General features: G+C 64.6%; 18 protein-coding genes. 10 read left to right on the top strand and 8 right to left on the bottom strand.

The window, feature by feature from the left end:
* Positions 1-38 precede the first annotated feature (38 nt).
* The 6 genes from ABIB78_RS08060 to ABIB78_RS08085 all read left to right on the top strand — a co-directional run bounded on the left by ABIB78_RS08060 (position 39) and on the right by ABIB78_RS08085 (position 4,700).
* Complete coding sequence (locus ABIB78_RS08060) at positions 39-1,388, top strand: aromatic ring-hydroxylating oxygenase subunit alpha (RefSeq protein ID WP_429023419.1); 1,350 nt, start codon at positions 39-41, stop codon at positions 1,386-1,388.
* Positions 1,385-2,191 (top strand): SDR family NAD(P)-dependent oxidoreductase, encoded by an 807-nt coding sequence (locus tag ABIB78_RS08065; RefSeq protein WP_429023422.1) that lies wholly within the window; start codon positions 1,385-1,387, stop codon positions 2,189-2,191. The genes ABIB78_RS08060 and ABIB78_RS08065 overlap by 4 nt, the downstream gene beginning before the upstream one ends.
* Positions 2,192-2,222: 31 nt before the next feature.
* Positions 2,223-2,816 carry a 3-phenylpropionate/cinnamic acid dioxygenase subunit beta gene (locus ABIB78_RS08070; protein WP_429023424.1) on the top strand — a complete coding sequence of 198 codons (594 nt, stop codon included), beginning with the start codon at positions 2,223-2,225 and terminating at the stop codon, positions 2,814-2,816.
* A gap of 67 nt (positions 2,817-2,883) precedes the next feature.
* Positions 2,884-3,066, top strand: a complete 183-nt coding sequence (locus tag ABIB78_RS08075; protein WP_429023426.1) for a hypothetical protein — start codon at positions 2,884-2,886, stop codon at positions 3,064-3,066.
* Positions 3,067-3,089: 23 nt separating this feature from the next.
* Positions 3,090-3,485: a hypothetical protein gene (locus ABIB78_RS08080; RefSeq protein WP_429023428.1), complete on the top strand. Its 396-nt coding sequence runs from the start codon at positions 3,090-3,092 to the stop codon at positions 3,483-3,485.
* A 15-nt stretch (positions 3,486-3,500) separates the two neighbouring features.
* A complete protein-coding gene (locus ABIB78_RS08085; RefSeq protein WP_429023430.1) occupies positions 3,501-4,700 on the top strand; it encodes an FAD-dependent monooxygenase in 1,200 nt (399 codons plus the stop codon).
* Positions 4,701-4,733: 33 nt separating this feature from the next.
* On the opposite strand, the gene ABIB78_RS08090 is transcribed toward ABIB78_RS08085, so the two are convergent.
* The 4 genes from ABIB78_RS08090 to ABIB78_RS08105 form a co-directional block, all read right to left on the bottom strand.
* Complete coding sequence (locus ABIB78_RS08090) at positions 4,734-5,003, bottom strand: DUF3551 domain-containing protein (protein WP_429023432.1); 270 nt, start codon at positions 5,001-5,003, stop codon at positions 4,734-4,736.
* Between the two features lie 207 nt (positions 5,004-5,210).
* Positions 5,211-5,480 (bottom strand): DUF3551 domain-containing protein, encoded by a 270-nt coding sequence (locus ABIB78_RS08095; RefSeq protein ID WP_429023434.1) that lies wholly within the window; start codon positions 5,478-5,480, stop codon positions 5,211-5,213.
* A 41-nt stretch (positions 5,481-5,521) separates the two neighbouring features.
* Entirely contained in the window at positions 5,522-6,193 is a 672-nt protein-coding gene (locus ABIB78_RS08100; RefSeq protein ID WP_429023435.1) for a hypothetical protein, read from the bottom strand.
* 148 nt (positions 6,194-6,341) lie between these two features.
* The gene (locus ABIB78_RS08105; protein ID WP_429023437.1) at positions 6,342-7,178 is read right to left on the bottom strand and encodes a metal-dependent phosphohydrolase; all 837 of its coding nucleotides are present in this window, start codon (positions 7,176-7,178) and stop codon (positions 6,342-6,344) included.
* A gap of 229 nt (positions 7,179-7,407) precedes the next feature.
* Here ABIB78_RS08105 and ABIB78_RS08110 point away from each other — a divergent pair, with 229 nt between their 5' ends.
* From ABIB78_RS08110 to ABIB78_RS08120, 3 genes are all read left to right on the top strand, one after another.
* On the top strand, positions 7,408-7,623 hold the full coding sequence (locus ABIB78_RS08110; RefSeq protein WP_429023438.1) for a hypothetical protein: 216 nt from the start codon (positions 7,408-7,410) through the stop codon (positions 7,621-7,623).
* A gap of 196 nt (positions 7,624-7,819) precedes the next feature.
* Positions 7,820-8,608 (top strand): ATP-binding cassette domain-containing protein, encoded by a 789-nt coding sequence (locus tag ABIB78_RS08115; RefSeq protein ID WP_429023440.1) that lies wholly within the window; start codon positions 7,820-7,822, stop codon positions 8,606-8,608.
* Complete coding sequence (locus tag ABIB78_RS08120) at positions 8,605-10,164, top strand: ABC transporter permease/substrate-binding protein (protein ID WP_429023442.1); 1,560 nt, start codon at positions 8,605-8,607, stop codon at positions 10,162-10,164. Before ABIB78_RS08115 ends, ABIB78_RS08120 begins: the two co-directional genes overlap by 4 nt.
* 27 nt (positions 10,165-10,191) lie before the next feature.
* Here the strand turns inward: ABIB78_RS08120 and ABIB78_RS08125 are convergent, their stop codons facing one another.
* Together ABIB78_RS08125 and ABIB78_RS08130 are read right to left on the bottom strand one after the other, a co-directional pair.
* Complete coding sequence (locus tag ABIB78_RS08125) at positions 10,192-11,904, bottom strand: sulfatase-like hydrolase/transferase (protein WP_429023444.1); 1,713 nt, start codon at positions 11,902-11,904, stop codon at positions 10,192-10,194.
* A 158-nt stretch (positions 11,905-12,062) separates the two neighbouring features.
* Positions 12,063-12,764, bottom strand: a complete 702-nt coding sequence (locus ABIB78_RS08130) for a TetR/AcrR family transcriptional regulator (protein WP_429023446.1) — start codon at positions 12,762-12,764, stop codon at positions 12,063-12,065.
* 110 nt (positions 12,765-12,874) lie between these two features.
* Between ABIB78_RS08130 and ABIB78_RS08135 the strand changes: the two genes are divergently transcribed.
* The gene (locus ABIB78_RS08135; RefSeq protein ID WP_429023448.1) at positions 12,875-13,495 is read left to right on the top strand and encodes a hypothetical protein; all 621 of its coding nucleotides are present in this window, start codon (positions 12,875-12,877) and stop codon (positions 13,493-13,495) included.
* Between the two features lie 12 nt (positions 13,496-13,507).
* Here ABIB78_RS08135 and ABIB78_RS08140 read toward each other — a convergent pair whose 3' ends face one another.
* Together ABIB78_RS08140 and ABIB78_RS08145 are read right to left on the bottom strand one after the other, a co-directional pair.
* Positions 13,508-13,741, bottom strand: coding sequence for a hypothetical protein (locus ABIB78_RS08140; RefSeq protein ID WP_429023450.1), 234 nt, complete (start codon positions 13,739-13,741; stop codon positions 13,508-13,510).
* 28 nt (positions 13,742-13,769) lie between these two features.
* Positions 13,770-14,171 (bottom strand): lysozyme inhibitor LprI family protein, encoded by a 402-nt coding sequence (locus tag ABIB78_RS08145; RefSeq protein WP_429023452.1) that lies wholly within the window; start codon positions 14,169-14,171, stop codon positions 13,770-13,772.
* Positions 14,172-14,266: the final 95 nt, after the last annotated feature.

Here is a 14,266-nt window from a genome sequence, read left to right on the forward strand (position 1 = left end):
CGACGCACGGTCGCGCATGTAGGAACAAGGAGGAGCCGATGCCGCTTCGCAACGATTTCGATCAGCTTGTCGACGTCAAGGGTGGCTTCATCAGCCGCGAGATCTTCGTGGACGCCGATATCTACCGCCAGGAACTCGACAAGGTGTTCACCCGCGCTTGGCTGCTGGTCGGTCATGAAAGCCTGGTACCCAATCCCGGCGATTTCTACGCCTCGCGGATGGGCGAGGAGTCCGTCATCCTCTGCCGCGACAAGACGGGCGAGATCCACGTCTTTCTCAATTCGTGCCGGCATCGCGGCATGAAGGTGTGCCGCTACGAGCAAGGCAACACGTCGCTGTTCACCTGCCCGTATCACAGCTGGACCTACACCACCGACGGCAAGCTGCAGGGCGTTCCGCTGCACCGGACGCTCTATGACGGCGTCCTCGACCGCGAGGCCAACTCGCTGGTCTCGGTGGCGAAGCTCTGCAACTACAAGGGCTCGATCTGGGCGACCTGGGACAAGGATGCGCCCGACTTCATCACCTATCTCGGCGATGCCAAGATACATCTCGACCAGGCGCTCGACTGCCGCGACGGCCGCGAGGGCGGCTCCGAGGTGATCGGCGTCCACAAATGGGTATTCCCCGCCAATTGGAAATTCGCCGCCGAGAATTTCCTCGGCGACACCTATCACAATCCGAGTCACCGCTCGGTCGATCTGATCGGCATCGGGCCGAGCGCCGCGGCCGGCAAGAAGGGCCGCCGCGACGACGAACTGGAGAAGGCACAACACGTCTGGATCAGCTTTCCGGGAGGACACGGCGTGCACAGCGCGATCCAGCCCGAAGCCAATGAATACACCGAGTCCTTCCTCGACAATCCGATCCTCGAACAATACTTCCGGCACTGCTTCGAGGAGCGCAAGCGGCGGCTCGGCGAAGGGGCGCGACTGCTGCCCTTCGTCGGCACGATCTTCCCCAACACCTCATATCACGGTCGCCAGCCGCGCGGACTTTGCGCCTGGCATCCGCACAGCCCGACCTCGACCGAAGGCTGGCGCTTCTTCCTGGTCGACAAGGACGCGCCGAAAGAAGCCAAGGATTATCTGCGCCACTACTACATGCGCTACTCGGGCCCGGCCGGCATGACCGAACAGGACGACATGGAGAACTGGCTCTATGCGACCGCGGCGAGCACCGGCACGGTCGCGCGGCGCTATCCCTTCAACTATCAGCAGTCGATGGGCGCCTACACGAGCGGTCATCCGCTCGGCGGCGATGTCTCTACGCAAGTCACCGAGCAGATCGCGCGCGGCTTCTATCGGCGCTGGACCACCTACATGCAGGGCGGCGACTGGCACCAGTTGCTTGGATCCCCCGCAAGCAACCGGGAGGCCGCAGAATGACCGCGCCTCGGAAAACCGTCCTCGTCAGCGGCGGCACCTTCGGCATCGGCCGCGCGATCACACTCGGCCTCGTTCGCCGCGGTCATGCGGTGGTGGCGTTCGGCCTCGAGGCGCCACAGGTCTCGAGCACCGCGCAGAACGCCATTCCGGCCCTGCGCCAAGAGCTCGATCGCGAGGGCCTCTCCGCCGAATTGATGGAAGCCGATGTGTCGCAATCGGGCGATGTCGGCAAAGTGGTCGCGCAGGCCATGGCGCGGTTCGGCCGCATCGACGGCGTCGTCAACAACGCCGCGATCGGTCCGCTCGGCACCGTGCTCGACACCGACGAGGCGCTGTTCGATCGCATTATCGCCGTCAATCTGAAGGGACCGTATCTGACCAGCCGCGCGGCGATCCCCCACATGATCGCACAGGGCGGCGGCTCGATCGTCAACATCGGATCCGGCGCCGGCTGGGGCAAGCCGAACATGGCGGTCTACAGCGCGAGCAAGGGCGGTGTTGTCGCGTTGAGCGCCGCCATGGCCTACGACTTTTTCCACCAGCGCATCCGCGTCAACACCGTGATCCCCGGTGGTGGCGGCATCGTCAGCGGCATGAGCCTCGGCCGCGTCGGCGGCGACACCGCACGCTTCGGCAAGGGCGCGGCGGGCACCGCCGCGGGCCGCGTCGCCGCCGGTGACGATATCGCCAATGTCGTGGCCTTCCTGCTGTCGCCGGAAGCGGAAACGCTGTCCGGCACCGTGATCGATGTCGGCTGCTTCGCCCAGCAGGGCGGACCGATCCCGCCCAAGCCGACGACCTGACAACCCCGAGATGCCTGATGAGGAGCTACCGATGACGACGACCGTTCAGGATCAGGACAGGCAAGAGCATCCGGCCAATGCCACGATCGAGCGATCGGCGGCCTATTACCGGCTGAAGGCCGATGTCGAAGATTTCTACTACCACGAGGCCGATCTGCTCGATGACCGACGCTTCCGCGACTGGCTCGACTTGTTGAGTGACGACATCAGCTATTTCATGCCGATCCGGCGTAATGTGAAGTTCGGCCAGCAGGCCGCGCGCGAGAACACCAAACGCGGCGAAGGCATCAGCTGGTTCGACGAGGACAAGTGGACATTGACCAAGCGCGTCGAGCAGATCCTGACCGGCGTGCACTACGCCGAGGAGCCGCTGTCGCGGATCACCCATATGGTCAGCAATGTGCAGATCAAGGGCGCGCGGCCGAATATCGACGCGGCACATGAGCTCGATGTCATCAGCCGCTTCCTCGTCTATCAGAACCGCGTCGAGTACGAGACCTACATCTTCGTCGGCCGCCGCAACGACACGCTGCGCCTGACCGGCAATGGCTGGAAGATCGCAAGGCGCGAGATATTGCTTGAACAGAATATCCTGCTGGCCAAGAATCTCACGACGTTCTTCTGAGCGGGGCCGAGCGGGGCCAAGGGTTGCGTGGGTAGCAGGGGTAGCAAGGGCGGCGATGATTGACGTGATGGCGATCAAGGTGGGGGCGCGGCTGAAACTCGAGGCCGGCGTCGTCGCCGAGGTGGTGGACAACATGGACGACGGTCAGTGGCTGCAGGTGCGTTATCTGGAGTGCCCTGCCCGGCCCGGCGACGTCGGCACCGTGGAGCTGTGCCACGCGCAGGACGTCATCAAGGTACTCAGCGAGTAGTTGCGGCCAACGGACAACAGATCATGCTGCGATTTGAATACATGCCGAGCGATTTCCATCCACTGTTCCTGTTCCTCGGCGAGGCTGCAGACGTCGCCGCGCTGGCAAAGCTGTTGCGGCGCTTTGCCGAGAACCCGCAAGTCATTGCCGTGGCGGAACGGATTCCCGACGCCGTGTCACGCGACGAACTGGTGCTGGCGCCGGCCGACGACGAGTTCGGCATGCGGGATCTCGGCGGCCGGTTTGCCTGGAAGCTGACGGATTGGCAGGCAGAACGGATCGCCGAGCGCATCGAGCTCCTGACGCCCGAGGATAACAAGTCCGGCTCGGAAATCGTCGAGATCGGCAGCGAGGGCGAGATCCCGGTCAAGGTGTCGCGCGGCGAGTTCACCGACGACTTCCTGGTCACGCGCAGATAGCGGCGGGCAGATCGCGTGAGCTCACAACGCAAGCCAAAAGTCCTGATTGCGGGCGCCGGGATCGGCGGCCTCGTCGCGGGGTTGTCGCTGCTGCAGCGTGGGATCGAGGTCGAGATCTTCGAGCAGGCGTCCGAGCTGCGCGAGCTCGGCGCCGGCGTCCAGCTCAGCGCCAACGGCACGAGCGTCCTCGTCGCGCTCGGCCTCGAGCAACAGATGCAGGCCATCGCCTGCGAGCCGTCGGGCAAGGAGATCAGGCTGTTCAGCACCGGGCGAACCTGGAAACTGTTCGACCTCGGCGCCTCCTCGCGCGGAATCTATGGCGCGCCCTACTGGATGGTGCATCGCGGCGACTTTCACCGCGTGCTGGTCGACGCGTTCAATGCGCGGGCACCGGGGCGACTTCATCTCGACAGCCGCTGCTGCGGTTTTGACCAGGACGCCGACGGCATCTGGCTGCTACTCGCCAATGGTGAGCGGCGCCGCGGCGACGTCGTGGTCGGCGCCGACGGCGTGCACTCCGAGATTCGCCGGCAGATCGGCGGCGACAGCAAGCCGTTCTTCTCCGGCGTGGCCGCCTGGCGCGGTCTGGTGCCGATGCAACGGCTCCCGGCGGGCCTCAGGCGCGACGTGGGCACCAACTGGATCGGCCCCGGCGGCCACGTCATCACCTATCCGGTTCGCCGCGGCGAGCTGTTGAACTTCGTCGGCATCTTCGAGGGCGAGAGCTGGTCTGTCGAGTCGTGGACCGAACGCGGTACCGGCGAGGCCTGCAGCGGCGCCTTCGCCGGATGGAATCCGGAGATCCATGCCATCATCGACAACCTCGATGTTCCCTACAAATGGGCGTTGCTCGGCCGCGATCCGCTCGATCGCTTCGTCGTGGGGCGCGCTTGCATACTCGGCGACGCCGCGCATCCGACGCTGCCGTTCCTGGCCCAAGGGGCCAACATGGCGATTGAGGACGGTATGGTGCTGGCGCGCTGCCTCGAACGCTTCCCGCCCGATGAGGCGCTGCAGCGCTATCAGGCCGCGCGGCTGACGCGAACCAATACAATCGTGGTGAAGTCCGCCGAGAATGCCAGGCGCTTCCACAATCCGGCGCTCGCCGATGCCGAAGGCGCCGACGACTATGTCTCGCGCGAATGGCAACCGGAACGGGTGCGCGAGCGCTATGATTGGCTGTTCACCTACGACGCGTCGAGCGTGCCGGTCTGACGGCAGGCGTTCGTCACGCCTCGTGCTCCCGCGTCAGTGAGTGCGATGACGGCCGCGATGCGCCCGGCGCTTCGGAGGCAGTTGCGGAGCAAAAAAGGGATTCACCGAGCACATCGCGGACCGGCCAGACGCACTCGCCTGGCACTGCGGGATCGAGGTAAAGCTGCAGTCGATGTAGTTTCCGCCGAACCTGCCGCCATAGACATGCATGCACACCGGATAGTTCGGATCGTAGGCCTGCCCCGCGGCAGGTCCGGCCAGCGCGACCGCAAATGCGGCGATCGCGAACAGTTTCAGGCGCATCGGTTTCTCCCTGTCGTTCGGACGGTTTCCTCACAACTGCCGAAGTTAGTCAACAGCACCGGCGACGCGACGGCCATGCGGACTAAGCCGGGCGGCAAACCTGAGCGCGCTAAAGCATGATCCGGAAACGTGCGAAGCGTTTTCCGAAAGAATCATGCTCATACAAGGAGCCAAAGCGCGATGACGATTCAGCCAAATCTCATCGCGCTAGTCGCGCTGGCGATCTCGGCGCCCCCGCTCCTTCGGAGCGGTTTTCGGACCTTTGTAGAAGGGATTGACCGAGCATGTGGCCGACCGACCCGAGGCCGTTGCCTGGCATTGCGGAAGCGACGTGAAGCTGCAATCGACGTACTCGGGCGTCAGCCGGCCTTCATAGACTTCCATGCAGACCGGATAGTTCGGATCGTACATTTGCGCGGCGGCGGGCCCGGCGATGCAAACACCGATCGCGGCGATGATGGTGAATTTCAAGCGCATCGCGTTCTCCTCAAGCCTGGTCCGGAGCGCCGGGCACACGGCTATCGCTGTTCATCAGCCGGCTTGCCGTCGCCCTCACCGAGACAACGGATCATGAAGGCTGTCGTGTCCCGCGGCAGAACTTGCGCGGCACGCGCCTTGAGACGGCATTCGAGTTGTGCGATCTGGCGCGCCCGCTGCCGTTCCGATGGCAGCGTCGATTGGCGCAACCGGCGCAACGTCATCGGCGAGCCGTCCGACTCGAAGCTCAACTCGTACTTCTTGCCGTTCTGGTCGGTGGCGGCGCAGGTGATCGTGGACACCTGCCGCGTGATGAAGCTTCCGACCTGACGGCAGGAGCCTGTCGACATCTCGACCAGCGGCACCGGCAGCCCATCAACGCGCGGGCGGTCGCTCGACTTCAGCAACATGCGGTCGACCGCAAGCTCGAACAGATTGTCCTGGGTGCGCTCGGTGCTCTCGCCGGAGAACGAGACGATGTGACTCTTGTCGGCGGGATCGTCGAGCACCACGGTGAATTCGGAACGGCCGCGCAGGGTGTGGAAGTAGGCGACTGCCTTGCACGTATAGCTGCGGCCGGCGACCGTGACATTGCGGCAGCTGCCGGACATCAATGCATACAGATCGACGTCGTAGACCGGACCGGCGGCAACGGCGAGCGCAGGCAGGCAGACGACGGCAGCCGCAATCAATTGAGCGAAACGGGAGATCATGCTGAAACGTTCGAAAACAGGGTCGGTGGAGCGGTCCATGGCCCAAGGTCGCTGATTTCCACGGACTGTGCAACGAAGAAGCAGGCCCAAATGTGGACGCCCCGGGAACGACCGGGGAACGCAGCGCAATCCGTGCTGAAAGGTCGCGTCAGATTTGCGGGCCGGACAGCGTGACCTCGCGCTCGGCGCGGAACACGTTGCTGTAGAGGTTCGCGATCCACTGGCGGCCGCTTGCCGTCATGTTCAGGCAGTTGATGGCGCCCTGGATGTGCGGCGCAACCATATTCCAGTAGAATTGCGGATATCGATCGACGATGTCCGCCGGCGATTCATAGCCGAGCTGGCGGTTGATGCCGACTTCCTCGAATTCGTGATAGAGCGCGTTGGCCTTTCTGATGTAGTTGGGATCGCCGAGCTGCCCGATGAAATCCGCCGCCCGGACGATCGCCGCCTCATCGTCATATTGCTGGCCTTCGGACGCCGGAAACCGCGTGCCCTCGATGTTGCGCGCGACGCGTTCGCGATCGAGCGGAATGACGGCCTCGAGCCTGTCGAGCACATACAGCTTCGAGCGGTCGACGTGATACGGCATCAGCCCGGCATCCGACGAACCGCGCGGCAGCACCACCTTGTTGCCGGACGCATCGATGACGTAACCATCCGGTCCGTCGCCCTTCAGCAGCCCACGCACATAGCCGATGTCGTGGGTCAGGCAGGCGATGATCGTATGGGTGTAGTCCTCGGCGGTGACATGCGTGTGCAGCGCGCGACCGCGAATGATCTCGTGCCCGGCCAGCGTGACCAGCATCGTATGCTCGACATTATGGTAGAGCGCATCGCTGTTGCCGATGCATTCCAGCGCGATGCGTGCCGCAGCCGGCAGCAGTTCGCCGAAGCGGGCCTGCGAAGCCCCAAAGGTGCGACTGACCCATGTGGCGAGAAACTTCTCCAAAGCGCCTGCCGCCAACTCAGGTAACGTCATCATCGATGCAGCCCCCGACCGCGCAACGTTCCTCGCTCGCCCCGATCTCACGTCGTAGTTGGGCTGCAACTATAGCGTATCTGCGGGCGTGCGGCTACGCGCTGACGAACGTAACGATTCGCACCGGCCGTACTTTCCCGGCCTTGCCGGCCGCGAAGCCAAAGCCGCTGATGTGGCATGAACCCTGCATGATTCGGGTCAGACCGGGTTAATCCCACTGATAAAGGCCGTCATGCTTGTTACGCTCGTCGCTATCCTCTGCAATGCTCAACTCTGCATGGAAAAGGTCGTCACCACGAGCGACCAATCCGGCATCACCATGGGCGCCTGCGCAGTGAACGCGCAGATCGGCATCGCCGATTGGCTCTCCAAGGGCCCGTATCACGATTGGCACCTGCAGAGCTATAAGTGCATCATGGGCAAATACGTACCCAAGAACGAAGTGTGATGTGCTCACAGCCCTGCAGGGGCTGATCCGCTTCTGGTGCCCGATGGAACAGAAACCACGCGGCGCAGACGTCTGCGCCGCAAGCCAAAAGTCCGTTTTGCGAAACCACGGGCGCAACCGGTTGCGCCTCAAGTCAAAGTCCATTTTATGGGCTATCACTGTCGCACACAATGGTGAGACGTGAGGTCGCCCTGGAATGCCCGCAACGCCGCTGATTGCCTACGCGCATGTCGGCAAGAGTTTTGACGATGGTCGCGTGGTGGCGGTCGACGACGTCTCGCTTGACGTAGCCGAGGGCGAATTCCTGGCGATCGTCGGCGGCTCGGGCTCGGGCAAGACGACGCTGCTGCGGCTCGCCAACCGCCTGATCGAAGCCGACCGCGGCCAAATCGCCGTCGAGGGTGAAGACGTCAGCCGCATCGACCCGATCCTGCTGCGGCGCCGCATCGGCTATGTCTTCCAGAGCGGCGGGCTATTTCCGCATCTTTCCGTCGCCGGCAATGTCGGCATCACGCCGAAGCTTCTCGGCTGGCCGCAGGCGGAGATCTCGGCGCGGGTCGACGAATTGCTCGACCTGGTGCGGCTCGACCGCTCACAATATCGCGACCGTCTGCCGCACGAGCTCTCCGGCGGCCAGCGCCAACGCGTCGGCGTCGCGCGCGCGCTGGCTGCGAAGCCGCGCATCGTGCTGATGGACGAGCCGTTCGGCGCGCTCGATCCGCTCACCCGCGACGCGCTCGGCGACGATTATCGAACACTGCACCGCGCGCTCGGCCTGACCACGGTCATGATCACCCACGACATGACCGAGGCGTTGCTGCTGGCCGATCGTGTCGCGGTGATGCATGGTGGCAGGCTGCTCGCCCAGGGCACGCCTGCGGAACTCTCGGCCGACAGCGATGCCTATGTCGGCGAACTCATGCGCACGCCGCGGCGACAGGCGGAGCGCCTGGGCGCATTGCTGCCGCGGGACGGCACGGCATGAGCCTGTCAGCCGATCCACGCTGGAGCGAGGCGCTTTCACATTTGCCTGATTATCTCGGCAGTCATGTGCGGGTCAGCGTGGCCGCGCTGGCGCTCGGGCTTCTGATCAGCCTGCCGCTTGCGATCGTGGCACGCAACCGGCCGGTGTTGCTCGGCACGCTGCTTGGATTTGCGAGTATCGTGCAGACCGTACCCGGCCTAGCTTTGCTTGCGCTGTTCTATCCGCTGTTGCTGGCGCTCGCCGCGGTGACAGCGGCGTGGCTCGGCTTCAGCTTCTCCGCCTTCGGCTTTCTGCCGGCGGTGCTGGCGCTCGCGCTCTATTCGATGCTGCCGGTGTTGCGCAACACTATCACCGGCCTGTCGGGCGTCGATCCGGCGGTGCTGGAAGCCGCCCAAGGCGTCGGCATGACGCCGCGGCAATCGCTCGCCATGGTCGAGCTGCCACTGGCGCTGCCGGTGATGATGGCGGGGATCCGCACCGCCGCGGTGTGGGTGATCGGCACCGCGACGCTGTCGACGCCGATCGGCCAGACCAGCCTCGGCAATTACATCTTCGCGGGGCTTCAAACGCAGAACTGGGTGTTCGTGCTGTTCGGCTGCATCGCCGCCGCGGTACTCGCGCTTGTCGTCGACCAGTTGCTTGCGCTGATCGAGAACGGCTTGCGCAATCGCCGCCGAACCCGGACTGCGCTCGGCGGACTCGGCATAGCGGCCCTGATCGCGGCGACGCTGGTGCCCGCGATCGCGCGTCCGCACGCGCGCTATGTCGTCGGCGCCAAGACGTTCACCGAGCAATATGTGCTGTCGGCATTGATCGCGCAGCGCCTGCAATCGGCCGGCCTGCCGGCCACGATCCGCGCCGGCCTCGGCTCCAACGTGATCTTTGACGCGCTCAGATCGGGCGATATCGACGTCTACGTTGACTATTCCGGCACGCTGTGGGCCAACCAGTTCCACCACACCGACATCAGGCCCCGCATCGAGCTATTGGCCGGGCTGAAGACGACGCTGGCGAAGCAGGACATCACGCTGTTTGGCGAACTCGGCTTCGAGAATGCCTATGCGCTGGTGATGCCGAAGAAGCGCGCCGATGAGCTTGGGATCCATTCGATCGCCGATCTGGCGTCGCATGCCCCGACAATGTCGATCGCCGGCGACTATGAATTCTTCTCGCGGCCGGAATGGGCCGGCATCCAGAAGGCCTATGGGCTGACATTCCGCGCCCAGCGCCAGATGCAGCCGGATTTCATGTACGCCGCGGTCGCCTCCGGCGAGGTCGACGTCATCGCGGGCTACACCAGCGACGGGCTGATCGCGAAATACGGCCTGATTACGCTTGAGGACAACACGCACGCTATACCACCCTATGACGCCATCGTACTGCTGTCGCCGAAGCGGCGCGACGATGAGGCTTTCAAGACGGCGCTGCGGCCGCTGCTCGGCAAGATCGGCATCGCCGAGATGCGCGAGGCCAACCTGCGCGCGGCGGGCAATGATGCATCATCATCGCCCGACGCCGTGGCGCGCTGGCTGTGGGAGAAGGTCGGGGAAAAATAGCGCAGGAAGGGTAGAGCGAAGGAAGCTTCAAAGTCCCTTGATGATTCCCGCGTCGATCAACAGGCGGTTGAAGCGGCGCGCTTCCGCGCCGTCCTTGCAGGAATAGAACGTGCCGTTGCAGCGAAGCATGATGGCTTTCTGCTCCTCGAACGACGGATCGAGCGGAATGCCGGCGGCTTCCTGAATCACCAGCGGCAGGTAGGCGGCGTCGATCGTGTCCATCACGGCCGGGCTCTTCACCGGTTCGAAGTTGATGGCGTCGATCGCGTAGTATGTCGCGTAGTAGCTCGGATCGTAGCTCATGAGCTTCTTGCCGATGCCGGCTTCGTCGAGATCGGGGTCGAGCAGCTGCGGCGAGAATTCCGGCTGATGATCGCCATAGCGCACGATCAGGAACGGCTGCGACGGAAACTTCTTCTTCAGCGACGCGACGAAGCCGGCATAGTCGTTGGCGCTCATCGACTGCCGGCGCAGGTACTCGTCGACCGAAGGCGAATTGCCCGGCCGCTTCCATGCCGGCAACAGGTCGGGACGGAATTTCGTCTCCCACGGGAAATGATTGGCGGCGAGATAGACGAAGGTGAACAGCGGCGTGCCAAGCGTCGTCTGCTCGGCCATCAGCTTCAGCGCCTTGTCGTAGAAGAAGCTGTCGGGCTCGACGTCCTTGGCATGCAGATCGTGCGCGTCGTAGAAGCGCTGGATGCCGGTCGTGGTCTGGAAGTTGCGCGCGCTCATGAACGCGCCGAACGCCGGATACAGCGAGAGCGTCTCGTAGCCGCAGCGGCGCAGCGCCAGCGGCAGGCCGCGCGCGACCCGGCCGGACGCGATGCGGGTGACGAAATAGGAGAACCGGCCGAACGAGCGCGAGGACAGTCCCGCAAGCACGTTGTACTCGGTGAACCAGCTCGGTCCGCCATTGCTCTCGGCGAGGAACTTGCGCTCGACGCCGTCATAGGATTTGAACTGGCGGCCATAGCCCGGCGGCACCTTGATACCCGAGGCGGCGCGGATGTCGAAGCTCGATTCATCATGGATCATGATGATGTTCGGCCGCCGGCCGGCGGGATGGCAGGCGTCGACGAGGGGGATCCTGAGCTGCTCGCTCGCGCTCGGATCCGACTCCATGAAGCCATAGGCGACGAAGTCGGAGACCGCCGTCACGCCGGAGCGCGCGAACTTCGACAGATAGCCGTCATCGTAATAGCCGCGCCAGGCTTCATCCGGCCAGGCGAAGGCATAACCCGAGAGCGCGGCGGTGCAGGCCAGGCAGGCGGCCGCGGCCGGCAGGCGGCGGATGCGGAACGGATCGAGCCACCACAGCGCATACATCAAGGGCAGCGTGACGAGGCCGGCGCCGATGATCGACCAGCGCAGGTTCGGAAAGATCGTGAGCAGGAACGCCGCGGTGTCGCGATCGATCACCATCAGATCGACGAAGTTCGCGGTCATCTGCACGACGTCGTGCTTGAACCGCGACAGAAGCACCAGCACCACGACCAGCGTCAGCGACAGCGCACCCGACAGCGCCGGCCTGCGCAGCAGCGCGACGAACAGGAAGTTCAGAATTCCCCAGGCGAGCAGGAAGCAGAGCCGCGAGCCGAAATCGGTCTCGGTCCGCAGCATCAGGATCAGCGCGCCGAGATGCGGTGCGGCGACCGCCATCAGCCGCCAGATGCCGAGCGCGGCAAGACCGCCGGCCAGTGCGGCAACCGAGGAATTTTGCTGAGGCGCGGGCGCCATGGAGGGACGCAATACAACCCGGCGCAATGCCACGGCCTTGACTGGCAATGGCCAGGAGGCACACCGCACAGCCGGTGTCTGCGCGACGTCACGAAACCGTAATTGAATCGTCATGAACGCGCAATGAATTTGCCCGCCGGGTCCGGCACCGGCGCGCGCTAGACCTTGGCCGCAGGCGCCGCACTCCCTGCAAGGCCCGCAATGAAGAGATCGACGATGTCGGCGGCCATCTGCTCGACCTCCGCATCGGCGACGCCCCAGCGCGGCAAATGGCCGTCGATATGCATCCGCGCAAAACCATAGACCAGCGCGCGGCCGGCGATCTGGACCTGTTTGAGGTCACGCGTCCCGAGCTGACCGGCCGAAAATGCCTCCGCCAGCGTGCGCTCGGTCAGGCCGATCAACTCGGCGTTGTCGCTGGAGACGCCGGCCGAGCGGTCGTGGTCGAAGAAGCGACGGCTGGAGATGATCTCGAAATGGGTCGGGTTCTTCATCGCCCAGCGCAGATAAGCGATCCCAAGGCAGCGGAAGCGGCCGAGCGGATCGTCTGATGGTGCATTGGCGAGCGCCACCTCGATCTCGACGCGGAAACGGCGTTGCGCCTCCTCGGCCACCGCGTTCATCAGGGCGTCCCGGCTCGGGAAATGCCGGAACGGTGCGCCCGGCGAAACCCCGGCGCGGCGGGCGGCTTCGCGCACGCTGACCGCCTCCGGCCCGCCCTCGCCGACCAGTTGCATGGCGGCGTCGATCAGGACCCGGCGGAGGTCACCATGGTGGTACGGCCTGGCCGCCGACGCCCGCGCCGGACGCGGCTTGGCGGGCCGGCGCCCGGCAGGCGGGCCTTTGGCGGGGCGACGCATTGCGCACCTCTAGCATCACCCGCTTGTGAATGTAAGCGATGATTACACGGATTGACCGCGCTCGATCGCAAAATGTAACTGATGATTACATCAGCAAATGGAGGCAGGATATGGCGACGCATCGAAACTGGTTCGAAGGTTGGCGGCTGTTCGGCCTGCTCGCGCTGACCCTGATCGGACTTTCGATTTGGATCGCTGCGATGCGGCAGTTCGAGGTCGAGGGCGCGCGGATGGTGGTCCGCTTCACCGCACGGACGTCCCTGCTGTTCTTCTGCCTCGCCTTCTCGGCCGCGGCGCTGGCGCGGCTCTGGCCGAACGCCTGGACGTACTGGCAGCGCCGCAACCGCCGTTATCTGGGCGTCACCTTCGCGGCCTCGCACGGCATCCATGCGGTCGCGATCGCCGCGTTCGCGATGCTCGATCCGCCCGGCTTCGCAGCCGCAACCTCCGTAGTCTCCTACATCTTCGGCGGCATCGGTTATCTCGTCATCATCGCACTGGCCGCAACCTCGTTCGATCGCACGGCCGCGATGCTCGGCTCGCGCGCCTGGCGCAGGCTGCACCTGATCGACGGCTACTATCTGCTGCTGCAGTTCATGGTCTCGTTCGGCAAGCGAATTCCCGAGATGCCGCTCTACGCGCTGTTCCTCGTGCCGCTCGCCGCCGTGTTCGCGCTCAGGATGATCGGCATGGTCGCGCGGCCCGCACCACACCAGGCGCAGGCGAACTGAGATCAGGCCGCCTCACACCAAGTGAAACTTGCGGCCGAGCTGGCGATGAACCGACAGCACCGCGCGATCGACGTCGCTGATCAGGCTGTCGCCGATCACGACGTTCGGAATCTGCCAGTTGCGTCCGATCTGCGCATCGGGCAGCGCGGCGACCGCCGGCACGCGCGCGGTCTCGCAGCCGGGCTGGGCGCGCAACGCCTCCTCCGCGAGCTGGGTCAATTCGTCCTGGCTCTTTCCGTCGGTCATGCCCAAGGTCCTGACTCAGGAAGATGGCTCACTGATGGCCAAGATTCTCCAGTTCCTTGGCACGGGTTTCCGTCATGCTGCGCATGCATTCGCCGGCATCGAGGCGCGCGATGGTGCCCTCGCCGAGGTCGTAGTACAGGCAGTTGGCGTCACGGTACTGGATCCACAGCCGCTGCGCGGTGCGCAGCTGTTCGCGCTGCTTGTCGCCGGAAGCATCCTTCAGCGCCTGCTGATGGGCGACGTTCATCCGCTTGTCCCACTGCGCGGTCTTGGCCTTGAGGCACTCGACCATCTGGTAGGTGTTGCCGTCGCAGGACTGCTCGGGATCGCCCTGGTCGCCGGCGTGAGCGACCGGCGCGAGGGCGATAAAGAAGGCGGCCGCAACCAGGGCCCTGAGCCTGAACACGCCTGTCGCGAGACCCGATTCCATGCCGCCTTCCCTCTTTCAATCGATACCGCAGTCGGACCATACATGAGTGCGGCCGCAATGCATCCCGTTCACCTTCAGGCGCGCCGCCGCTGGCC

This window comes from Bradyrhizobium sp. I1.14.4, assembly GCF_050435825.1.
Taxonomy (GTDB): Bacteria; Pseudomonadota; Alphaproteobacteria; order Rhizobiales; family Xanthobacteraceae; genus Bradyrhizobium.